This window comes from Undibacterium sp. KW1 (assembly GCF_009937955.1).
Lineage (GTDB): Bacteria > Pseudomonadota > Gammaproteobacteria > Burkholderiales > Burkholderiaceae_D > Undibacterium.
In genome coordinates, this window is sequence record NZ_AP018439.1 from 161831 (window position 1) to 183360 (window position 21530).

General features: G+C 49.2%; 22 protein-coding genes. 14 read left to right on the plus strand and 8 right to left on the minus strand.

Going from position 1 to position 21530, the window contains the following annotated elements; genetic code table 11:
- Positions 1-499: 499 nt before the first annotated feature.
- Together UNDKW_RS00740 and UNDKW_RS00745 are read right to left on the minus strand one after the other, a co-directional pair.
- The gene (locus UNDKW_RS00740) at positions 500-991 is read right to left on the minus strand and encodes a DUF1868 domain-containing protein (protein WP_162057180.1); all 492 of its coding nucleotides are present in this window, start codon (positions 989-991) and stop codon (positions 500-502) included.
- Between the two features lie 53 nt (positions 992-1044).
- Positions 1045-3729: a TonB-dependent receptor gene (locus UNDKW_RS00745; RefSeq protein WP_162057181.1), complete on the minus strand. Its 2685-nt coding sequence runs from the start codon at positions 3727-3729 to the stop codon at positions 1045-1047.
- 296 nt (positions 3730-4025) lie between these two features.
- Between UNDKW_RS00745 and UNDKW_RS00750 the strand changes: the two genes are divergently transcribed.
- The 13 genes from UNDKW_RS00750 (at position 4026) to UNDKW_RS00810 (ending at position 12955) form a co-directional block, all read left to right on the plus strand.
- Positions 4026-5087: a LacI family DNA-binding transcriptional regulator gene (locus UNDKW_RS00750; protein ID WP_162057182.1), complete on the plus strand. Its 1062-nt coding sequence runs from the start codon at positions 4026-4028 to the stop codon at positions 5085-5087.
- A gap of 136 nt (positions 5088-5223) precedes the next feature.
- The gene (locus UNDKW_RS00755; RefSeq protein WP_232063186.1) at positions 5224-5595 is read left to right on the plus strand and encodes a hypothetical protein; all 372 of its coding nucleotides are present in this window, start codon (positions 5224-5226) and stop codon (positions 5593-5595) included.
- 43 nt (positions 5596-5638) lie between these two features.
- Positions 5639-6010, plus strand: coding sequence for a hypothetical protein (locus tag UNDKW_RS00760; protein WP_162057184.1), 372 nt, complete (start codon positions 5639-5641; stop codon positions 6008-6010).
- A 65-nt stretch (positions 6011-6075) separates the two neighbouring features.
- A complete protein-coding gene (locus tag UNDKW_RS00765; protein WP_162057185.1) occupies positions 6076-6570 on the plus strand; it encodes a nuclear transport factor 2 family protein in 495 nt (164 codons plus the stop codon).
- Positions 6571-6585: 15 nt separating this feature from the next.
- The gene (locus UNDKW_RS00770; protein WP_162057186.1) at positions 6586-6882 is read left to right on the plus strand and encodes a cupin domain-containing protein; all 297 of its coding nucleotides are present in this window, start codon (positions 6586-6588) and stop codon (positions 6880-6882) included.
- A gap of 96 nt (positions 6883-6978) precedes the next feature.
- A complete protein-coding gene (locus tag UNDKW_RS00775; protein WP_162057187.1) occupies positions 6979-7452 on the plus strand; it encodes a VOC family protein in 474 nt (157 codons plus the stop codon).
- Between the two features lie 165 nt (positions 7453-7617).
- Positions 7618-8055, plus strand: coding sequence for a hypothetical protein (locus tag UNDKW_RS00780; RefSeq protein WP_162057188.1), 438 nt, complete (start codon positions 7618-7620; stop codon positions 8053-8055).
- Between the two features lie 223 nt (positions 8056-8278).
- Complete coding sequence (locus UNDKW_RS00785) at positions 8279-8740, plus strand: DinB family protein (protein ID WP_197893063.1); 462 nt, start codon at positions 8279-8281, stop codon at positions 8738-8740.
- Positions 8741-8774: 34 nt separating this feature from the next.
- Positions 8775-9197: a GNAT family N-acetyltransferase gene (locus UNDKW_RS00790; RefSeq protein ID WP_162057189.1), complete on the plus strand. Its 423-nt coding sequence runs from the start codon at positions 8775-8777 to the stop codon at positions 9195-9197.
- Between the two features lie 185 nt (positions 9198-9382).
- Entirely contained in the window at positions 9383-11416 is a 2034-nt protein-coding gene (locus tag UNDKW_RS00795; protein ID WP_162057190.1) for a PAS-domain containing protein, read from the plus strand.
- A gap of 74 nt (positions 11417-11490) precedes the next feature.
- Positions 11491-11832 (plus strand): zinc ribbon domain-containing protein YjdM, encoded by a 342-nt coding sequence (locus tag UNDKW_RS00800; RefSeq protein WP_162057191.1) that lies wholly within the window; start codon positions 11491-11493, stop codon positions 11830-11832.
- 46 nt (positions 11833-11878) lie between these two features.
- Positions 11879-12517: an SGNH/GDSL hydrolase family protein gene (locus UNDKW_RS00805; RefSeq protein ID WP_162057192.1), complete on the plus strand. Its 639-nt coding sequence runs from the start codon at positions 11879-11881 to the stop codon at positions 12515-12517.
- A gap of 6 nt (positions 12518-12523) precedes the next feature.
- Positions 12524-12955 carry a nuclear transport factor 2 family protein gene (locus UNDKW_RS00810; protein WP_162057193.1) on the plus strand — a complete coding sequence of 144 codons (432 nt, stop codon included), beginning with the start codon at positions 12524-12526 and terminating at the stop codon, positions 12953-12955.
- 73 nt (positions 12956-13028) lie between these two features.
- Here the strand turns inward: UNDKW_RS00810 and UNDKW_RS00815 are convergent, their stop codons facing one another.
- The 6 genes from UNDKW_RS00815 to UNDKW_RS00840 form a co-directional block, all read right to left on the minus strand.
- Positions 13029-14951, minus strand: coding sequence for a M64 family metallopeptidase (locus UNDKW_RS00815; RefSeq protein ID WP_162057194.1), 1923 nt, complete (start codon positions 14949-14951; stop codon positions 13029-13031).
- A 253-nt stretch (positions 14952-15204) separates the two neighbouring features.
- Positions 15205-16617 (minus strand): sulfite reductase subunit alpha, encoded by a 1413-nt coding sequence (locus UNDKW_RS00820; RefSeq protein ID WP_370529155.1) that lies wholly within the window; start codon positions 16615-16617, stop codon positions 15205-15207.
- A gap of 81 nt (positions 16618-16698) precedes the next feature.
- A complete protein-coding gene (locus UNDKW_RS00825; protein WP_162057195.1) occupies positions 16699-17715 on the minus strand; it encodes an FAD:protein FMN transferase in 1017 nt (338 codons plus the stop codon).
- Positions 17716-17750: 35 nt separating this feature from the next.
- Positions 17751-18560, minus strand: a complete 810-nt coding sequence (locus tag UNDKW_RS00830) for a DUF4198 domain-containing protein (protein WP_162057196.1) — start codon at positions 18558-18560, stop codon at positions 17751-17753.
- 19 nt (positions 18561-18579) lie between these two features.
- Positions 18580-19098: a DUF2271 domain-containing protein gene (locus tag UNDKW_RS00835; RefSeq protein ID WP_162057197.1), complete on the minus strand. Its 519-nt coding sequence runs from the start codon at positions 19096-19098 to the stop codon at positions 18580-18582.
- A 218-nt stretch (positions 19099-19316) separates the two neighbouring features.
- The gene (locus tag UNDKW_RS00840; protein WP_232063188.1) at positions 19317-19973 is read right to left on the minus strand and encodes a PepSY-associated TM helix domain-containing protein; all 657 of its coding nucleotides are present in this window, start codon (positions 19971-19973) and stop codon (positions 19317-19319) included.
- 172 nt (positions 19974-20145) lie between these two features.
- On the opposite strand from UNDKW_RS00840, the gene glmU reads away from it, so the two are divergent.
- Positions 20146-21504, plus strand: coding sequence for a bifunctional UDP-N-acetylglucosamine diphosphorylase/glucosamine-1-phosphate N-acetyltransferase GlmU (gene glmU / locus UNDKW_RS00845; RefSeq protein ID WP_162057198.1), 1359 nt, complete (start codon positions 20146-20148; stop codon positions 21502-21504).
- The last annotated feature ends 26 nt before the right edge of the window (positions 21505-21530 follow it).

Here is a 21530-nt window from a genome sequence, read left to right on the forward strand (position 1 = left end):
AGACCAAGAAATGGTAAAAAAAAGCCTATGAATAGCGAGGAAAAAAAATACGGGAAGGCAAGCTTGGTTCTCACTGCTGTATTTCCTCAAATCGTTTTCCCAAGCCTAAATACTATAGGCAATGCGCTCAATTTGTCATTTTGAGCGCAACCAGTGACTAAGCGCAGTTTTGCTATGTCACATCCAGTTTATAGTCGGTGCAATACTTCAAACGCAAACATATCGTTGAATCTGCAAAACTCCACCGATGGTATTTGAATATTGCGCCTTAACTCTGCCACTTTTTGCATGCAGTCCTTAGTTAATTTTTGCAATTGCTCTGCTTCGGTTGCAGATAAGTAGCGGTGAATATATCCTAAGGTGATATGGTACTTGTAACGCTCATGATCTTGATCACGAATCCCAGTTATTTCCGATAACTCATTTCTCATTAATCGCAAACGCTGCTCGGTTGTATGATTGGCTGGCCTTAGTGGGATATGGATAGTTCCTTCTATTTTTAAAGGGGGATATCATCTAGAATAAATTCAAATGGTGCGTAGTGCGTCTTTTTCCGACTCTTTAATAATTTGGTAGTCTCGCTAGTAATTTTGTTAATAGGTGTTGCTCTATCGAGACCATCGCGCCATCTGGGTGTGTTGCGGTCTTCGTCATTGACACCAACAAAAACGGTTATGTGGTAGCTTGACGGCGGCAGTAAGGCAATTTTTTCTTTAAAGGAATACTTCGGCACTTCTCTGTAGACATTCAATAAAGTGTCGAATCCTTGAAATCCGGCACCTTGCTGTTCAATATGCCCAACAAAGGTATTTCCGGCAAATGATCTGACCGAGCCATCGGCGTTAAATTTTCGGTTAACATCCTTTGGCATTCCGGCTTGCGAATCATTTGTGGGGCTATCCGACATATTCGCTAGGCCAGGAGCAGATTGCAAGCCAAGCGCTATGGAGCCAGTCGCTCCTAAAAATTTTCTGCGTGTCATTGATTTCATATATTCACTTAATGTTCTTTTCTATGTATCTGGGGATTGCGTTGAACTCAGGTTTACATTTTATAATTCAGTCCAAAAAGCACAGTTGGTGCATATTTGATGGCCGACTGCACATATTCCTGTGAATTACCATAGTTATCTTGAATACCGTTACCAGTGATATTCAGGACATTCAGTGACAAAGACAATTTTTTGTTAACGTCATAGCTAGTTTGCAGATCGATGCTATTGGTTGCTTGCTGATAGCGATTAGCATAGAAGCCTGTGGGTGTGAAATTCGGGAATCGATCATCCCAAAGTTTGCCAAGATGATTCCATGCCAGCTTCGCATGCACCCCACCTTTTTCGTAGAAAATAGCAATGTTCCAAATTTCCTTTGGCTGCTGCGGCAAGACATTCAATGCACGATTCGTACCATCACTCAAGGTTACCGGAAAGCTTGCACGGCTGAAGGTCGCATTTGCGCTAACACCAAAACCACTCAAAGAAGGTGACAGAAAATCGAGATCTTTGGAGAAACCTATTTCTATACCAGCCAGGTTTGCAACACTTGTTGCGTTTCGCGCCTTTGTTACCAGCACAGGAGTTGATGTCCCGTTAATAGAAATTGTCTGGACTTGGCCATAGGTAAAAATTTCATCGCGTATTTCTTTATAAAACGCTGCGACTGAGAAAATTCCGCGTTCTCCATCCAAATACCACTCGTGCCCAAGATCAAAATTATTAGATCGTCTAGGTTTCAGGTCTGGATTACCTTGAGAGAGGGTGTAAGTAGAACCATTGCTGACAAGTGCACCGCCATGCGTCGCAATTTGGTCAAAGCGTGGACGGCCTATTGTTTGAGATAATCCCAGGCGGAACTTGCTAGTTGTGGAAGTTTCAAAATTGCCTGTCAGCGAGGGCAGCAAATTTTGGTAGGATTGTTCAGAACTTGTTGGGGAAAACACACCGCCGACAGATTGAAATCCCGTCGAGCGAAAATCAGTGTGCTCAAATCGCAACCCACCAGCCAGCATAAATCGGTCTGTTCTATATTGACCTTGTATATAAGCTGCCGTGACATCTTCGCGGATACCATAGGTTCCACCATACTGCCCGGCAGTATCGACAGTAGCAGTAGCACCACCTTGATACTGGCTAAACAAAGTTCCAGCCTTATTTTGATCGATTATGATCAATGGCGAATTACAGTTCAATCCACAATTGCTCGCTCCACTGACTACATTAGAAAGGTTATAAGGCATTCCCGCGAACGTCGTACGTATTAGTGCAGTATTAGAATCTGTAGAAACCGCGCGCACACCAGTAGCAAAACCCCAGCCTCTACTCGCTTCTCCCATATTGAAGCGCAAGTTTGATTGCGCGTCGTACACATTCTCTGCGTAGTCTGACATGTTTTCGTTGCGATGGTAGACGAGCGCGTATTTCGATGCATCGCTGGCGTTTGCCACATTGACCGGACTGAAGCTAACCAATGGATTGCTCCAATCGTAGTTGTAGCTCTGATTGGTTTGTTGAAAGCGATCCCAGGTTTGCGGATTATTGACCGTTGAACGCGAGAGACTTCCACGAACATCTGCCACTAGTAGAGGAGATATCTCGTATTTGAGCTCCCCGTTTATTCCAAATAATGCTCTATCGAATTGCAATTGGCCAAGCTCTACAATTTGATTAACAGAACTGAGCGTACCGTTGGTTGGAGTTTGGTTTAACACAACAGAATTTCCATTCACAGTTGCAAGCTGCATATTGCGATTGGATGTTTCTTTTTGTTTAAAGAAATAGGTACTAACATGTCCGCTCAAAGCCCCTTCTGGCTCCCAATCTATGCGGGCTGTAAGGCCAATGCGGCTACGGCTATTGTCATAGTTGTACCAGCGCCGTTCCGTTGGTACGGCTACCCCGTTCCCCGAGTACGGTGTAGAACTCAGAGCTCCGGCATTGTTATACCAATTCAGTGCCCCTCCATGTTCTATTTGTGGGACATTGATATCTCTGCTCCAATAACTTCCCGTTATTAGCAGACCAAGATCGTTCGAGGATCCTAATCTCTTTGCCCAAACCGCTTGCGCTTCACCTACTGGTGTCTTACCCCCGTATTGTGAGCTCATCAAATTCGCCCCCAATTTTGCCGAGAAGTTGAATGTATTCTCGGGATAGCTCAGCCCGCTCGCCGTCAGCATGTTCACTACGCCTCCGATGGCCGCACCATCTGCCTCGGCTATGAAACTTTTGGTCACATCTATTCTGTTTACAAAATTCGAAGGAAAGAGCTCCATTAGCATCTGTCGACCGCCAACATCCGCACTCGCCAGACTGAATCCGTCTATCTGTGTCGCGTTGTAGTTAGCATTGAGTCCGCGGACAATAGCAAACCGTGGTTCTCCCTGGTATAACAATGTATTTACGCCGGTGACCCTTTTTAAGGCGTCACCTACATTGAAATCGGGTAACTTGCCAATGTCATCTGAAGCGGTTGTATCTATTGTCAGCACTGAGTCACGTTTGGCCGCAATGTTTCTTTTAATTGAAGATCTTATGCCAGTAATGCTCACGGTGCTGATATTCGCGTCCGTGGCTGTTTCAGTACGACTATCTGCATTATTGCCCTGGCTCGCTTCATTCTGGTTCTCTGCGTGCACGGCGATGTTCGTCAATAGAAGTATTGCAAGCGCTATTGGTTTCAGGCGGTAACTTGTCGCGTAGATTTGTTCTGTAGAGGAGGAAAAGCGCGTCATCATGTTCCTTGCATTTAAAAATATAGAGAATGTTTGTCGCTAGAGATAGCGGAGAAATTGCGAAACAAGTGTTTGGGTAAAATAAAGCCCACATTTCTTGGCAAATAATTCCTTAAAAAATAAAAATTAGAACGTTCTAATTTGCAGGAGTGTAAAGGCGAATTGTTACCAAAATATGACTTGCTAATGAATTTTGATGAAGCATGAGACTTTATAGTAATCTGATTTCGTCAAGTTGCTATGGACAACATGCTCTTTATGAAACAGAATCCTTCAACTAATTCTATTCAACGACTATGGTAAAAAGAACCGATCGACTCACCATCAAAGATGTTGCTCAATTAGCGGGTGTGAGTTTTCAAACAGTCTCGCTTGTAATTAATCACCCAGAAAAAGTGGCTGAAAAAACCTTAAGGCGGGTGCAGGAAGTTATTCAGTCTGTAAATTTTGTGCCAAGTATGGCTGCACGCTCTATGCGGCAAATCCGTACCAAGACTTTGGGCTGCATTTTTTTTTGTGAGCGCGCTTCTTACGATGACCGGACTTTCCAGATTCAAGATACGTATTGGAATAGCGTGGTTCAAATGCTCAGTAGAGTAGCGGATTCAAAGGGTTATACATTACTGCAGCGTCATCAATCAGGCGACGATGCTTCAATGTTGGCCGAGATTCGAGAAATGTTTAATTCCGGGCGGATAGATGCGATGATCGCAATCGTGGAGAATACGTCCCATCCCGTTTTACTTCAACTGCAAAAAGATGGCATACCTTTTATTGTCTTCGGAACGCATGACCCATCCTTCCCGAATGTGACTCAGTCCAACTACGAAGTGACAAAAAAAATTGTTAACCATCTTCATGCTGGAGGTTGCAAACGAATTGCCTTTATTTCTGGAGCACGTAACGGCAAGACGAACCAAGACGTCAATGAACGTATTAGCGGTTATAGAGATGCTATGCAAAAAATTGGTTTAAAGGTTGAAAGCAAATGGATGCTATCGGGAGATTGGTCATTTGCTAGCGGGCATTCTATAGCGCAGCAACTTTGTTCGAAGAAATTGAGGCCTGACGCTTTAATTTTTGCTAGTGATCGCATGGCTCTGGGCGCTTTAAAGGGCCTACATGATTTGGGAATAAAAATTCCTTCTGAAGTGAGCGTAGTAGGCTATGACAACATGCAATATGACGACTATTGCATTCCGCCGTTAACTAGCGTGCATTCTCCAATCTATGGTATGGCGCTATCTGCCATAGATATTTTGCTTAGAAAAATAGGAGAGTTGCCTCAACTTGACACTGATCAGATTGTGTTTGCTGCTGAAATTGTAGTGCGCGAAAGCACGCGCCCAATCCTCTAGAATCATTTAATACTGACAACAGATGGACTGATAAATAGTTAATCTCCATCCTTATGCGATCATGTTACGATCATCAGTCAAGTCCATATTATCGATAAATGATACGCCGATTTTTTGTCAATACCTTCGTTTGTCGATGAAGCCCCTGTGGTATACGTTTCCCAGCGTGGCCCAAATGCGACGTCGATTTTCCTGGGCCGACCGTCTTAGTACCCTCGGTCGGCGCGCCGCGTCGTTGCAGGAAGAGGACGCCTACGGAATTGGGATTGAATGGTTAGGTTCATACACCAAATTTGAAAACGGTGTCATTTGGCAACCAGAAACCAGGGCAATTGATATACCGTTGTCTTTTTCAGGTTCCGAATGGGAAACCTGTTTATCCAGGATTGAAATCCTTGTCAGCACTTATCTCAAGCATGAGGCGGCAGCTAAAGTCTTGTTAGCTAGTCGAGCTGTGGGTGTTGGTTTTGTTGACGGTGATTTATCGATTTTGTGGCAGCCGCAATAATGTTTACCAGCGAGAGCCAAATATTATCAACAACAAATAAAACATGCGACTCATAGAAGCCCGAGAACTCTTCGGGCTTTTTTTTGTTTTTTTTGCAGCGAGCTATTTATTGCTAGAATACCCATCTACATTTAATCTGGTCATGGCTGCGGTCTGCGGCTTTCAGGAGTATTTCATGCGTACCATCCTCTTTTTAACTTGCGTCTCTATTCTCGCTGCCTGTAACAAACCACCAGAACCCAAGGTCGAGCCCAGTGCTTCGGCTAATTTTCTTTCCGAGCAGAAAGCGCAGCTGGATAAGGCGAAAGAGGCGGCGCAGTTGATGCAGCAGAAGGCAGATGAACAAAGGACGATTGTTGAGGTCCAAACGGGTGGGGCTGCTGCCAAGCCTGCGAAGGGTGATGCGGGCAAGTAATACTATTGCGAGGCACTTCGCAGCAGGCTGGTAAGAAGTGTTTGTTTTTCCTATGGGAGTAATTCATGTTGATTTCTTTTCGTCGTCTTGCTTTGATTGCCTGTCTTGGCCTGCCATTACTTGCTCATGCGCAATTGCCTGTGCAGGCCAATCCTGATCATGAAGCCATGTTGTCCAGTGCGGATACGCGGCTGGCTGCGAATAAGCGGCTGGTGTATGACTTTTGGCGTGAGGTGTTTGAGGGCGGTCACATGGAGCTGGCAGACAAGTATCTGGCCGAATCCTATATGCAGCACAACCCCGGAGTGGGGAGCGGGCGTGCGGCATTTGTCGAGCTGTTCAGCAAATTCGTCAAACCCAAGGACATACAGGCCAGGGTCAAGGCACCGCTGGTAGCGATTACTGCAGAGGGAGATAAAGTGATTTTGAGCTTTGTCAGTACTGTGCCAGATACCAAAGATGCCAGCAAGAAATACACGACAACCTGGTTTGACATGTTCCGCATAGAAAACGGAAAAATTGCAGAGCACTGGGACCCGGCTTTAAAAGACAGTCATTGAAAGGTTTGCAGACAGATGTTGCATAAAAATTTGATTTCAGAGGCGGCATCTTTGCCAAGCGCCTGGCGTTCTACTATCCTGGGCAAGGTCGGCGGTGCGCAAGTCAAGGTCTTGCGTATGGATGAATGCGATTATCCTGACGAAACCCATGACTTCACAGAAGCTCTGCTGGTGCTGGATGGGCAAATGAATCTCGATATCCACGGCGAGATTGTCGCCGTCAAAGCGGGTGAGCTGTATCTGGTGCCTGCACATACTCCGCATGCCGTGGCAGCAGGAAGCAAGGGAACCCTGGTTATCATTGATCAATAGATGTTTATGCTGGAATTGATCAATAGATGTTTATGCTGGAATGAGTTTTGGCGGTAGCTTGTGCGCTTCATCCCCTTTTTAAGCGGAGGCAGCATCATGCAAAAAATCACCCCTTTCCTCTGGTTTGATCATCAGGCTGAAGAAGCCGTACAGTTTTACCTCGACATCTTCAAAGATGCAAAAATTCTCAGCATAGCCCATTATGGTGAAGGCGCACCCCTGCCCAAGGGGACAGTGCTGACCATCAAGTTCACCATGGCCGGGCAGGAATTTGTGGCACTCAATGGTGGCCCGCATTACAGCTTTACTCCGGCAATTTCTTTTGTCATCGATTGCGAGTCGCAGGAAGAAGTCGATTATTACTGGGCCAAATTATTGGCGGGTGGTGGCAAAGAAAGCCAGTGCGCCTGGCTCACCGACAAATATGGCATTTCCTGGCAGGTCGTGCCGAGGGCATTGATCAATTATCTCAATGATGCCGATCCTGCCAAGGCGCAAAGAGTCATGATGGCCATGTTCCAGATGAAGAAAATCATCATTGCCGACCTGGACAAAGCTTACGCAGGATGAGTTTGTAAAAAATGTAAATTTTGTAAATATTTCTACCTATATCCAAGTTTTGATTTTATTTATGTAAGATTGTCAGACTCCAATTTCAGCGTATGTATTGCTATGCATTGCTATGAATCGCTGATTGCCTGTCTATAAGCCACTTACATCCAAAGGTAAATAAAATTGAAACTACCAAAGCCATTGATTGCTGCGTCTTTTTTATTCGCCATGGCGGGGTTTGCCATGGCTGAGACCATCGTCGTGAATCCTTACGGTAAATACCTCGAAGGTGAGGATGTGGAAGTGGAAATGGCACAATTTGCTGGCAGAAATCCAGATGGTTTGTATGATATTTTGCTGAAGATGAAGGGCGCCGCGGCATTCAATGCCGGTATCGACGGCAAGACCATCAAGTACCGCGCAGTACATGGCGGTTCGGGTGTGGATTATCAGCTCAATGGCAAGACACGTATGTCGCTAAGGCAAAATTCAGGTGGTTCTGCTTCGACTTATCAAGTGTTCCTCGATGGCAGAACAATTTCCATCAATGAGGTAAAAACAAAATCGCAAGAAGTGCGCCCCCTGCATTTGCTGACTGCTTCGACGGAAGCGACGAAATAAGCTGCTCTAGCTATTTTAACCCTAAGCTTTATGATCAATGCCTGTCCAGACGACAGGCATTTTCTTTTGCCTGCTTCCGGTGACGACGTCCAGCATATAAATACATTAATAGCTAAAATAGCTGCAATCTGTGTGCTGTCATTTGGTGGCACATATCGTTCATTTACAGGTCACTGAGCGTTCACATAGCGTTGCATGAACGAGCATGTCTCACCGGAATCATATGCATACCAAAAAACTTTTACTGAATTTGTTTGAATACAAAGCCTGGGCTAATACCGACTTGTATCAGCTCATGGGAACTTTATCGCCAGGCGAACATGCGCGCGAGCTGCATGATGCAATAAGAATACTCAATCACATCTACGTAGTAGATCAGATTTTCATCGCCAATCTGCAAAGCGAGCAGCATGGCTTTACCGCCTTGAACACCAAAGAAACACCCACACTGGCTGATTTGCAGCATGGTGTGCAGCATGTTGACCGCTGGTATATAGACTATGTCGCAGCACAGCATGAAACCAGGTTTGCAGACGACATACGCTTTAGCTTTGTCGATGGCACCCCTGGCTGCATGTCACGTGGCGAGATGTTATTGCACGTAGCGACTCATGGTAATTATCACCGGGGGCAGTGGGCCGCATCTTGTTCCAGATTGGCAAACAACCGCCAAAAGATACGTTGACGGTATTTTTAAGCCGCCAGGCTGTGGGTAAGCCTTGATTGCAATACGGCTTGCCAGCGAAAAAGATGCTGCCGCATTGCAGGAAATCTACCGGCTCTGCATCATCGAAGCGACATGGCAAATCCGCCCGTCTGAGACGATTCCCGATTTTGTGGCGGTTTCCTGCGGTGAAACCATCTGGGTCGCGGTAGATAGCAGCGATCAGGTGCAGGCTTTGCTGGCGGTGCAGGAAGACCATTCCTATATCCACCATTTATATGTGCATCCCTTGGCACAGGGCCGGGGAGCAGAGCGGGCTTTATTGCAGCATTTGCAGACGCAACTGGCATGTCCATGGCAACTCAAATGTGTAGCAAGCAATCATGCTGCCATGGCATTTTACCGTCACCTGGGTTGGCGTGAACTGGAGGCAGGAACAGGAGAAGACGGTTCTTATTACTTGCTTCAATTTGTTTGACTATGTAGGATCGCGCATATATCACGGTGCATGTTGCCGGATAGCACGGTTGTGGCAGAAGCTGTTATTCTGTTGCCCGCAGGATTTGCAGCTTGTAGTCTGAGCGGGTTTGATGAATACTCGAATATGCGCCGTATTTCCTAAAAACACTGTTGGTACTGTTTTCAAATCAGTCAGGGACGCCTATGCCAGGCCAAGTGGAATTATCCAGAATTGCTCTATACCGCGCCATGGTAGAGCAAGCTTTGGATGCGTTGCTGGTCATGGAAGGTGGTGTTTTCATTGACTGCAATCCCAGTGCCGAGAAAATGTTTGGCTTTTCAAGAGAGCAATTACTTTCCAGTGCGCCTGTGGATTTATCTGCTGCCACACAATTTGACGGCCAGGATTCCCTGGTTGCCGCCAACCGTTACATCGAGCTTACCCTGGCGGGGCAGCCCCAGCGCTTTGAATGGGCTTCACGCCGGGCTGATGGTAATTTATTCACTTCTGAAGTAGCTTTAAACCTTCTTGAAGACCATGGCAGGCGATGCATTATTGCTGCGGTACGTGATATTTCTGAACGCAAGCAGGCCGAGCTGAAGGCGCGCAAGAAAAATGAAAAGCTGCGCGTTTTACTTGAAAATTTTCCCGGCGGCGTCTCCCTGATTGATGAAAATCTCAGGTTCGTCGCCTGGAATGAAGAATTATTGCGCATGCTGGATTTGCCCGCCGCGCTGTTCGAGGGCAGGCAGCCGCTAGTCAGCGAGATATTCGAGGCCAATATCAGGCGCGGGGAATATGGTGAATTCAGCAGTGCCAGCGATGAAGATAAGCTGGCCAAGCTCATGGCCATCATACAAAGTGACAAGCCCTATTTCTATGAGCGTATACGTTCTGATGGCAGCATCATTGAAGTGCGTGGTGTCCCGGTAGATGGTGGGGGCGTAGTTACGACTTGTCTCGACGTGACAGCCAAACGCCGTATAGAAATCGAATTCCACAAACAGTCATTATTCCTCAAGGCAGTGCTGGAACACATGCCTCAGGGCCTGAGCGTGTTTGATGAACAACTGAAACTGTATTTATGGAACCAGGGCTTCCTCGACGTGCTTGACTATCATCCTGATGCGATCTACGAGGGCGTGCCATTTGAAGATTTATTGCGCATCATGGCGACGCGTGGTGAGTATGGTGAAGGTGATATAGAAGAACTCATCAATACCCGCCTGAGCCTGGCAAGACAGTTTCAGGCCCACCAGTTTGAGCGCGTAAGGCCAAATGCCCACACCCATCTGGTGCAAGGCAGGCCCATTCATGAAAACGGCAAGCTGCAGGGCTTTGTCACCACTTATACCGATATTACTGAACTCAAAAAAGTACAGACCGCCTTGTCGAAAGCCAATGCGCTGCTGGAACAGAATATCACAGAGCGCACGACCGAACTGCGCCATACCCAGGATGATCTGATGCGCAGTGAGAAACTGGCTGCCATGGGGGCACTGGTAGCCAGTGTTGCACATGAACTTAATACACCTATCGGTAACAGCCTGCTGACTGCCAGTACCCTGCGTGCGAGAACCCGGGAGTTCGCCCAGAAAATAAGTGATGGCAATATCCGTCGCTCTGACCTCACAGCCTATCTCCAGACCGCGCAACATGCCAGTGAGCTCATCGAACATGGCTTGAACAATGCGGCTGACCTGGTGGCCAGTTTCAAGCAAGTGGCAGTAGATCAGGCCAGTTCCAAGCGCCGCCGTTTTCAGCTCAACAAGGTTTGCCATGATGTGATTGCCACCATGATGGCCAAGATACGCCAGGCGGGTCTGCAGATCAGTGTGGATATCCCTGAGCATATAGAGCTAGACAGCTTCCCAGGCCCACTGGACCAGGTGATCTGTAACCTGATTGACAATGCCATCCTGCATGCCTTTGAAGGCAAGCCTGATGGCCAGATCTGTATCAGTGCCACCATGCTCGGGCAGGACAGGGTAGAACTGCGTTTTGACGATAATGGTGTCGGCATACCTGCAGAAAACCTGGGCCGCGTATTTGATCCCTTCTTCACTACCAAGCTGGGGCAGGGCGGTACCGGGCTGGGCATGAATATCGTCTATAACATCGTCACCAGCCTGCTGGGAGGTGACATGCGCATAGAAAGTGAAGAGGGGGCAGGTACCAGTTTCATCATGCAAATCCCCCTGGTCGCAACTGTCAATGACACAGGGCCTGCTGACTAAGCTACTCGGGTATTGCCAGTTTCAGGCATGTGGTCGGCTATACTGTCTTTCTTTTTGCATCAAGAAAGTCCAGCATGTCTCAATTCCCAGCTTGCCCAGTCTGCTCCATGGAAAACACCTATCCTGACGGCGATAATTACATTTGTGCCGATTGCGCACATGAATGGCCTATGCAGGCTGCCGCTGTTGCTGACGACAGTGATGATCGCATAGTCAGGGATGCCAACGGTAACGTGCTGGCAGATGGCGATGCTGTCGTCCTCATCAAGGACCTTAAAGTCAAAGGCTCATCTACTACCCTGAAGATGGGCAGCAAGGTCAAAAGCATACGTCTGGTCAGCGGCGACCATGAAGTCGATTGTAAAATGGATGCAGGCAATTTCATGTTGAAAGCCTGTTACCTCAAAAAGGTCTGATCCAAGTCTGATCCAGGATTGAAGTAAGTCTGATAGGGAGCAATGCATGCGGCACATACTGGTCTATGGCGATTCCATGTCCTGGGGCTTGATCCCGACAACACGCAAGCGCCTGAATTTTGAAGAGCGCTGGCCTGGTGTGCTTGAGATAGCTTTGAATAGCGCCGACAAGCATGTGCGTGTGGTCGAAGATTGCCTGAATGGCCGCCGCACTGTCTGGGAAGACCCGTTCAAGCCAGGTCGCAATGGCTCGCAAGGTCTGGCGCAACGCATAGAGACCCTGACCCCCTTGTCGCTGGTAGTCGTCATGCTCGGTGTGAATGATTTCCAGTCCATGCATCAGAATAATGCCTGGTTGTCTGCGCAGGGCCTGGCCGTCATCATCAATACCATACGCCAGGCACCGGTAGAGCCGGGTATGCAAATCCCGCCCATACTCATCGTCGCACCACCCATGCCGTATGACCCCAAGGGCATGATAGCGCCCAAGTTTGTCGGTTGCGAAGAAAAGTGCGAAGGTCTGGCCGAAGCTTATAAAGAAGTAGCAGCCGCTGCAGGCTGCCATTTCTTTGATGCAGGCAGTGTCGTGACATGCAGCGAATATGATGGCGTGCACCTGGATGCAGACCAGCATCTTATCCTGGGCTGGGAACTGGTCGGTGTCGTTTCTTCTATCTTGAAATAGTCTGTGATGAACGCTGATTTGCATGCCATACAAAACCTGCTGGCAAGGTTTGCCAACAGCTTTGACCTCAAGGACTGGGATGCACTGTGCAACTGCCTCAGCGATACGATATATACGGATTACTCAGATTTACGCGGTACCCCACCAGAGCAGATGAGCAATCAGCGCTATGCAGAATTACGCCGCATCGCCCTGCAAGACTTGCAGACCCATCATCTGAGCGGCAATACTGAAATTGAATTGAACGATGCTGCTGCAAACGCAAAAGTCTCTAGCATTATTTTTCGCAAGAATAAAGACGGCCAGACCCTGCATACGCATTGCCTGTATCAATTTGGCTTGAGTAAATCCAGTGGGCAATGGCTGATCAATTCCATAGTCCAGAAAGTATTCTGGAGTGATGGCCAGACTGCGATACATGCCGGTATCGTCAAATAACAAAGCCACCCTTGAGGTGGCTTTGTTATCGCGCTAAAAGGCCAGATGTGTCTGGCCAAATGCAAGGTGCTGATCAGGCAAATTGTATCTGCCCATCGTAAATGCCTACGAGTGTAATCGCCGCAGAAATATCAGTGGCTGTCACAGCAGACGCAATCGCGATGCCATTCGTGATGGATGCCTCAGGCGTCAGGAAATTCAAGCCCCATTCTACGGCGAACTGATTGGCGACTTTGATTTTATTATCGAGCAAATTGACGACCCAGCCCCAGGTCGCGTCTCCTGTGAATGCGCGTGCACCGGCGAGTACGGCACTGACCATCGAGCCACGGCTCTGTATGCCGGTATCGAGTTCATTGAGCCAGTATTTGAGGCCCGCCGCATCTGCGCCGTCTGCCCTGCCCATGGCATTCTTGTAAATGATATTGATAAAATCAGTATTGCTGAGGCTGGCGCTGTAACCGGTCTGTGCCGGGTATTGTGCAGCCGCCAGGAAGAAGGCATCGCCTATCTGTTTGAAGCTCATGCCTCCCTTGAATTGGTTGATCCAGTAGTCGAGGCCATCCGCATCAGGTACGCGGTTGAAGTAGGCGACATACAATTCTTCCAGCGCCTTCAATTCTGTTGTCTTGATGGTATGCGCATTGTCATACACGGTGGTGTTGACGATATAGTCAGTGAACTGGATTTTTTCTACATTGTGGGCAGCCCAGTAAGCCGCATTCTGGTTACCCAGCAACATGGTGTTGTTGCCGATTTCCCAGACAAAATAACTGCCGCCACCTGTACCGAGTTTGGCACCGATGACCAGGGTATCGGTGCCCGCTCCGCCATCAATGTAGTCATAGCGCACAGACTGAGGTGCACTCAGGCCTATCGTATTATTGCTGCCATCAAACTGGTAAATAGTGTTATTGGCATTCAGGCTACTGCTGGCACCGCTGACATTGATGATGGTCTTATCCAGCGTGGTGGTTTCTGTTTGCTGCGTGGTGTTCAGGTTCTTGCGTATGTAGCCGGTATTGTCTATGGTCGTCAGGCTCAGGCTGGCACCAGCCTTATAGGCACCGGAACCATAGGCATCAAAGTAGAGCTTATCTGTGGTATTGACCGTGTTGCCAGCTATCTTCCAGGTATAAGCCAGCAAATTCGCATCTGGTACTGATGGTTGGTAAATGCCGGGTATGCTGGAATACAGATCGAGGTAATCGCCAATGGCGGCATAATATTTGAGGGCAAAGGCTTCTTTTTCAGGCGCGCTGAAGGCCACGCCCAGGTGATTCATTTTTGAATCCTGGGTTGCACGCCAGATACCAGTGCTGCGGTAATAGCCACCCTGATAAGTACCTACCACGCCAAGATCACCGTCCTGAAAACCCAGCCAGGCAGACCATGGTATGCGGCTCAGTGAATCGGTCACGTGCGGGCTGGCCAGGAAGCCGGGATCGGTCAGAGGGTAGTTGCTGGCATTTGCGGTATCGACATATTCGTCCTGCAAGCCAGCAAAGCTGTGGCCTATTTCATGCAGTACGACTTCGGCAGACGAAATATTCCCGGCAGATGCCCAGGCGATGGAACCGCCAGCACCGCCATATAATGCTGTATTGACCAGTACGACAACGAGTTCGTGCGCATCACTGGCGACTGCGCTGTTGACATAAGACGTTACCTTGGAAATGTCACCATACAGCAAACGCCCGTCACTGAGATGTTGGCTCGCATCAAAATAGGTATTGACGCTGATATTCTGGTTGGGCTGGTCCGTACCTGATTGCGCAGAGGCGACAAAAATGGCGCTCGCATTGAACAGGTTCTTGTATGGCGAGAATGGCGCATTCAGTTTGGCATTCGAATCACCCAGCATATTGTCGAGGAATTTTTGCGCATCTGCCAAAAACTTGGCGCGCTCGGCAGCCGTATAACCTTCAGCAACGAAGACGATATCAACGCGGTTTTTGCTGCTGCCGGTATTTAGTAAGGGGGTGACGTCTGCCATGATGGGTGAGCCTTGTAGATAGAAGCGCACTTTCCTGTGGGCCAGTTGATAATTGCTGCCTTGTCAGGATGTACTTGATAAATATATTAACAAAAAGGACCAACTGCTATCGTACAACAACGTGTATGTAGAAAGACATGTATTTCATGTAGGGAATTGCAACAAGTGTTGCAAAATTGAACGCGGGCATGGATGGTTCAATTTCTGGCATGGGCAGTCTGAAGAAACAAGTGAGCCCAGTCCTTCCCAGTCCTTAATAGACATCCCGTTTGTACAATCCCGCCTCAGCCATCTGCTCCAGTTTATCCAGACCCAGCATATTACTCAAGGTCTGGTGCACTTCTTCTGCCATGCCTTGCAGGCTGCCGCACACCAGAATGGCTGCGCCCTGTTCTACCCATGCCGCTATGTCTGCCTGTTGTTCTTGCAAGGCATGCTGTACGTAGCGACGCTCAGTCTGGTCGCGGGAAAAGCACAGGTTCAGTTTGTTAAGCACACCACAGGCTTGCCAGTCCTGTATTTCCTGTCGGTGGAAAAAATCATGCGCCACGTTTCTTTCACCAAAAAACAACCAGTTGCGTAAATGACCACGGGTAGCACGCGCCTTGATATGCGCACGCAAGCCTGCCAGTCCGGTACCGTTACCTATCAGTATCAGGGGATGGTCTTGTGATGGCATGTGGAAGTTACGGTTTTCACGTATGCGCAATTTGATGCTTTGTCCGATTTCTGCATGGGCGGTCAGCCAGCCCGAACCTATACCCAGACTGCCATCGGGGCGGTGCATTTGCCGCACCAGCAGTTCCAGTTTGCCATCGGCAGGCAGGGAGGAAATCGAATAGTCACGATGCGGCAGGACAGGGCGCTCATCAGTGGTATTGTCATTCGCTGTCTGGGGTGGATAGTCAGGGCCAATTTCTGCGATGTCACCGGCTTGCCAGATATGTTCACTGCCGTTGGTGTTTTGTGCCGGGATACAGGCGATGCGGTAAGCAGGCCCGCCGAGGCTGCCAGGATTGAGCAATTCTCTCTCGGTCAATATCCATTCCTGATAAGCCGGTTTGCTCCAGTCTGCCATTTCTGTATGGCCGCTGAGCAGACCCAGATAGTGCTGCCAGTGCCGCAAGGCTGCTTCATCTCCATTATCAACTTCTATCATGTCAAACAGGCTATGTGCGTGCTGGTGCTTGAGCCACAGATCTACCCTGTGCGCAAAAGCGCAGAATTGCTGATAATGCCTGTCACCGAGCGCCAGTACAGCGAAATGCAAATGCGATAAATCGATTTTCTGACTCATGGTCAGACGGGTAAAGGCCGCTGCATTGTCAGGCGCATCACCTTCACCGGTAGTGCTGAGTATGAATAAGATGCGGCTGGTCTTGTTTAAAGTCTCAGTTTTGATGGCAGCCAGGCTGCTGACTGCAACACTCATACCGGCATCCTGCAGATGCTGTGCAGTTTTGACGGCAATCTGTTCTGCAAAACCAGTCTGGCTTGCATACGCGATCAGGATGTTTTGTGCATGCGCCTGATTCAGTTCAGTACTAAATCCATGATGCTGCGTGGCCAGTTCATCTTTATGCCTGCGCAGGGTCTGCAGGCAAAAACTCAGATAGCTGATAGCGACCAGTGCAGTGCTGTATTGTTTTTGTGCAGGAGAAGGAATAAAAAAGCTGACCAGACACAGGAATGTCAGGGCCAGGCTGATACGCTTCATCCAGCTTAAAGAGGGCAGGCGCATACGCGATTAATCCAGCATGGCACGCAAGGCCCTGCTCATTTTTTCTTCAAAACCAGACGCGGTTCTTTGCAGGAACAGGGCCGCGATCTGATGTTGTTCGGCATAGTCCAGACCGGCAGCGCAACCCAGCACCGTCAGCGCAGTAGCCATCGCGTCTGCCACCATGCATTCAGGGTGCAAGACCGTGACCGAGGCCAGATCATTGTCTGCCGGATAACCCGTGCGCGGATCAAGCGTATGCGCATAGCGGCGGCCATCCTGTTCAAAATACTGACGGTAATCGCCAGAAGTCGCAATCGACAGGCCATGCAGGGCGACCAGATATTCCTTGTCCAGTTTTTTTGTATTTTCTGCAGGGCTCTCTATTCTGACCCACCACGGCGCCTGGTCTTTTTTCATGCCCAGTCCGCGTAACTCTCCACCGAGCTCTATCAGGTAACTGCTGATTTTATTCGCATCAAGATAGCGGGCAATCTGGTCCAGCGCAAAGCCTTTGGCAATTGAGGATAAGTCCAGCGCGACGCTGCTGGTGCCTGTGCCAGTCTGGCGTATGCGCTGGTTCAGATGATCCAGTTCCAGTGATTTCCAGTTGCCGCAGCTCAGGGCAAGGTCGATCTCGGTTCGTGAGGGGGCGTCTTCGCGTTTGCCCGCAGGGCCAAAGCCCCACAAATCAACCAGCTTGCCTGCGGTGATATCATAAGCCCCACCTGTTTGCCGGGACAGGTACAAACTGTAATCGACCAGCTTGAAAAATTCAGCTGGCAAAGATTGCCAGCTATTGGCCGCTGCGCGGTTGAACTCGCATAAATGTGAGGATGGGTCCCAGGTACTCATCTGCATGACAACCTGGTTCAGCTCCGCTTCTATACCCGCCTGCAATTCGTGCACATCGTGGGCTGGCAGGCAGAGTAGCTGCACAGTCCAGCTGGTGCCCATGCTCAGCCCACTGAGTGTATGGCTGATCGCATGGGCGGGCGGTACTTGTGGTTCCGCCACATCCAGCGGTATAAAAACACGACGCATATTGCTCAGTATTTGTTGCTAAGTATTGATAATGATTATTGAGGCAAGACTTCCAGTGTGGCTACATAGCTGGCTACCCTGGATTTGGCCGGAGCCTTGACTTGCTTGTCGTCCTTGATTTCTGCTTCCATCCAGTACATGCCTGCATTTGCCCAGGTCACGCTGAATTTGCCATCATTATCTGTCACAAAAGTTTTTTCATCGAGCTTCTGGCGGTAACGTACGCCACCAGCTATCAGGGTGACACTGACCTTGGCTGCCGGTTTGCCATCCAGGGTCAGGCGGAATTGTGCTGTTTCACCGGCGACCAGATCATTCGGGTGAGTGGCGCCACTCAATTCCAGGCCGCTGCCAGTGATTTCCATCGCTTTACCGCCGGGTTTGCCATTGGTGACGAAGGTTTCAACGCGACCACTGCGTTGTGTGACTTGCAGTTCTTCTGCATTGGCTGGCACTTCTTTGGCAAAAGTTTCTGCCGTACCGCGCCAGCGCTTGACCTTGCCTTCTTCTTTGTAACTGGCGAATAGGCCTTCATTCAACAAACCAATTTTATAGCTGCCAATCTGGCTGAGCTTGACATCGAAACTGCTGCGGTATTTGCCGGTATTGGCATTTTCCGGTTTCAGCGCAGTGCCGTCTGGTGCTGTGATAAACAGATTATCAAGCTTTAGCGCATTGTGATCAAACACAAACACATCGGTAGCAGCAGCTGCATCGACGGTCACCCATGGGGTATTGCCAGCCACCACAGTTGAGGATGGCACCAGGAAGGCGCGGTGCGCCTGCGCCGTGAATGCTGCGCAAGCCAGTGCAGAGAACAGAGCGATTTTTTTAAAATTTTTCATGATTATCCTTGAGCTAGTCTTATTTGATCGTCACAGCAATAGTTCCCAGCTCATGGCTACCCTGGGCTTTGAGGTTTTGCTCGCCTTTGGCTTGCCACTGGAACGGAACTTTAACCACTTCACGGCCACCGCCCTCACGCGCAGCTTCAACGATAAGCTGGTAGTCACCTGCTGGCAGTTTCGCCAATATACCCTTGTCACCGGCAAAACTCAGGGTTTGCTCACCGGTAGTACGGGTAGCTCCACTGACGCCTTCGACCGGCATTTGTAATTCACGGCCACTACGGCGCCACCACTGACGCAAATCCTTCAACCATTTCGTACCTTCATTGTCGCGCTTTTTCAAGTCATACCAGACCGACAGGTTGCCAGCAAATGTCTGGTCTGGTTTTTCCAGCCAGATCGCGACATAGGGCTTGTGATATTCAGCCACATTCAAACGTGGCACTTCGACTTTCAAAGTCAGGTCAGCCGCGACGGCATTTATAGCCGGGGCACCCAGCAGACTGGTGATGGCAAACGGGAGCAATTTACGCATGGATAGACAACCTTATTGAGAACAAAGTAAGAACAAAGAATGAACGGTTTTAAATAACTAGTGAACTGTAACAGTGAAAATCGGAGTGCCTGCCATGTGCGCGACGATCATGGCTGCGTTGCAAATACTCGCGATAGCCCCGCTATCGCTGTGTTTTGCATCTTGCCCTGATGCGCCGGGCACATGTCTTTCACTCTCGATTTCACTGTAACAGTCCACTAGTGGATAAACATCAGGGCAAGTATCAGAGGCAGCACAAGTCCAAACACCACCACCGGCCAGGTGCTCGGGCGTTTGCCTGCATGCATCTTCAACAGGAACAGGCCGGTCACACAAAAAATCAGGCAGACCACCGCAAAGGCATCGATAAACCAGTTCCATGCTGCGCCGGTATTGCGGCCTTTGTGCAGGTCATTGAAATAGGCGATCCAGCCACGGCTGGTCAGCTCATATTCCACTTCCCCATTGTCCAGTTCTATGCGCAACCAGGCATCGCCACCGGGTCGGGGCAAGCCTATATAGACTTCTTCCGGTGACCATTCCGGTGCCTGGTCACCCAGTTTTACTCCCATGTCTTGTGCCAGCCATTCACTGACATCGCTGGGGATGGCGGCGTCATCGGTATTTTTCAAAGCGTTCAACTGCGACAACAAGGCAAATGGCAGCTTGCCTTCTTTCTTGCTGACGACAGGATGCGCTTCTATCTGTGCAGAATGATTCAGGGTGATGCCTGTCGCCGCAAACAGGATCATCGCTATCAGGCACAGTGCAGAACTGATCCAGTGCCATTGATGCAAATGGCGCAACCAGAAAGCCCGGCTTTGTTGTTGCGATAAATTGTCCGTACTGGCTTGCATGAATTTATTCTTGTTCATTCTAAATGATAATTATTCTCAATTGTACATGGAGTCGTGTCGAAAAAGCAGTGGGAATTGTACATTTTTGTTTCCGCCTGACAGCGTGATAGGCATTTTGATAACTTTATTCCAAAGTCCACCCAGGCAGTGCGTGATAAACTTTTAGGGATATCAACTTATTTTCTTCATTATGAACGTCGTCATTCTTGCAGCTGGCATGGGCAAACGCATGCAATCTTCTTTGCCCAAAGTATTGCACACGCTGGCAGGCAAGCCTTTACTGAACCATGTGATCGCCACGGCGCGACAACTGCAGGCCAGCACTATCTGCGTGATCTATGGCCATGGCGGTGAACAAGTACCAACAACCGTTGCCGCTGAAGATTTGCGCTTTGCGCTGCAAGAACCACAGCTGGGTACCGGCCACGCTGTTGCCCAGGCTTTGCCTGTGCTGGATATCAATCAAGCTACCCTGGTCTTGTATGGCGATGTGCCACTGACAACGCCAGCCAGCCTGGCCCGCCTGATTGCGGTAGCCGGTAAAGACAAGCTCGGTATCCTGACCGTGGACATGGCTGATCCTACAGGTTTGGGCCGTATTGTCAGGGAAGACGGCATCATCAAGCGCATCGTCGAACAAAAAGATGCGAATGAGACTGAGCGCCAGATCACTGAAACCAATACCGGCATCATGTCCATACCAACTGCTCACCTGCAAAAATGGCTGGGTAATTTATCCAACAAGAATGCCCAGGGTGAATATTATCTGACCGACATCGTCGCCCAGGCAGTAGCTGATGGTGTGGAAGTTGTCTCGGCCCAGCCCGATGCTGTCTGGGAAACCTTGGGCGTCAACAGCAAGGTACAACTGGCCGAGCTGGAGCGCACACATCAAAAAAATATCGCTCTCAAATTACTGGAACAAGGCGTGGGGCTGTATGACCCGGCACGCATCGATGTACGTGGTAACCTGCAATGCGGGCGTGATGTGTCCATTGATGTAGGCTGCGTCTTTATCGGTGACGTGCAACTCGGAGATGGCGTCACGATAGGCCCGAACTGCGTCATCAATAATGCGCGCATTGCAGCAGGCAGCAGCATCAAGGCCTTCTGCCATATTGAAGATGCAGTAGTCGGTGCCAAATCACAGATAGGCCCTTATGCCCGCCTGCGCCCTGGTGCCGAGCTGGCAGAGGATGTGCACATCGGTAATTTTGTTGAAGTAAAAAATAGCCAGATCGCTGCACACAGCAAGGCCAATCACCTGGCTTATATTGGTGACGCCACCATAGGGAGCCGCGTCAATATAGGTGCCGGTACGATTACCTGCAATTATGACGGCGTGAACAAGTCTCGCACCATCATTGAGGATGATGCTTTCATCGGCAGTGATACACAACTGGTGGCACCAGTGCGGGTAGGCAAGGGCGCGACTTTGGGCGCAGGCACGACCCTGACCAAGGATGCACCGGAAGGCAAGCTCACCGTCTCACGCGCAAAGCAGATCACGATTGATGGCTGGCAGCGTCCAGTCAAAATCAAGAAATAGACACTCATGGTGTAGCGGTCTGCCAT

What these genes read in the sequence shown, in the direction of transcription:
- UNDKW_RS00740 (WP_162057180.1), bottom strand. Translation starts at nt 991, where the DNA reads ATGAAATCAATGACACGCAGAAAATTTTTAGGAGCGACTGGCTCCATA.
- UNDKW_RS00745 (WP_162057181.1), bottom strand. Translation starts at nt 3,729, where the DNA reads ATGACGCGCTTTTCCTCCTCTACAGAACAAATCTACGCGACAAGTTAC.
- UNDKW_RS00750 (WP_162057182.1), top strand. Translation starts at nt 4,026, where the DNA reads ATGGTAAAAAGAACCGATCGACTCACCATCAAAGATGTTGCTCAATTA.
- UNDKW_RS00755 (WP_232063186.1), top strand. Translation starts at nt 5,224, where the DNA reads ATGAAGCCCCTGTGGTATACGTTTCCCAGCGTGGCCCAAATGCGACGT.
- UNDKW_RS00760 (WP_162057184.1), top strand. Translation starts at nt 5,639, where the DNA reads ATGCGACTCATAGAAGCCCGAGAACTCTTCGGGCTTTTTTTTGTTTTT.
- UNDKW_RS00765 (WP_162057185.1), top strand. Translation starts at nt 6,076, where the DNA reads ATGTTGATTTCTTTTCGTCGTCTTGCTTTGATTGCCTGTCTTGGCCTG.
- UNDKW_RS00770 (WP_162057186.1), top strand. Translation starts at nt 6,586, where the DNA reads ATGTTGCATAAAAATTTGATTTCAGAGGCGGCATCTTTGCCAAGCGCC.
- UNDKW_RS00775 (WP_162057187.1), top strand. Translation starts at nt 6,979, where the DNA reads ATGCAAAAAATCACCCCTTTCCTCTGGTTTGATCATCAGGCTGAAGAA.
- UNDKW_RS00785 (WP_197893063.1), top strand. Translation starts at nt 8,279, where the DNA reads ATGCATACCAAAAAACTTTTACTGAATTTGTTTGAATACAAAGCCTGG.
- UNDKW_RS00795 (WP_162057190.1), top strand. Translation starts at nt 9,383, where the DNA reads ATGCCAGGCCAAGTGGAATTATCCAGAATTGCTCTATACCGCGCCATG.
- UNDKW_RS00800 (WP_162057191.1), top strand. Translation starts at nt 11,491, where the DNA reads ATGTCTCAATTCCCAGCTTGCCCAGTCTGCTCCATGGAAAACACCTAT.
- UNDKW_RS00805 (WP_162057192.1), top strand. Translation starts at nt 11,879, where the DNA reads ATGCGGCACATACTGGTCTATGGCGATTCCATGTCCTGGGGCTTGATC.
- UNDKW_RS00810 (WP_162057193.1), top strand. Translation starts at nt 12,524, where the DNA reads ATGAACGCTGATTTGCATGCCATACAAAACCTGCTGGCAAGGTTTGCC.
- UNDKW_RS00815 (WP_162057194.1), bottom strand. Translation starts at nt 14,951, where the DNA reads ATGGCAGACGTCACCCCCTTACTAAATACCGGCAGCAGCAAAAACCGC.
- UNDKW_RS00825 (WP_162057195.1), bottom strand. Translation starts at nt 17,715, where the DNA reads ATGCGTCGTGTTTTTATACCGCTGGATGTGGCGGAACCACAAGTACCG.
- UNDKW_RS00830 (WP_162057196.1), bottom strand. Translation starts at nt 18,560, where the DNA reads ATGAAAAATTTTAAAAAAATCGCTCTGTTCTCTGCACTGGCTTGCGCA.
- UNDKW_RS00835 (WP_162057197.1), bottom strand. Translation starts at nt 19,098, where the DNA reads ATGCGTAAATTGCTCCCGTTTGCCATCACCAGTCTGCTGGGTGCCCCG.
- UNDKW_RS00840 (WP_232063188.1), bottom strand. Translation starts at nt 19,973, where the DNA reads ATGAACAAGAATAAATTCATGCAAGCCAGTACGGACAATTTATCGCAA.
- glmU (WP_162057198.1), top strand. Translation starts at nt 20,146, where the DNA reads ATGAACGTCGTCATTCTTGCAGCTGGCATGGGCAAACGCATGCAATCT.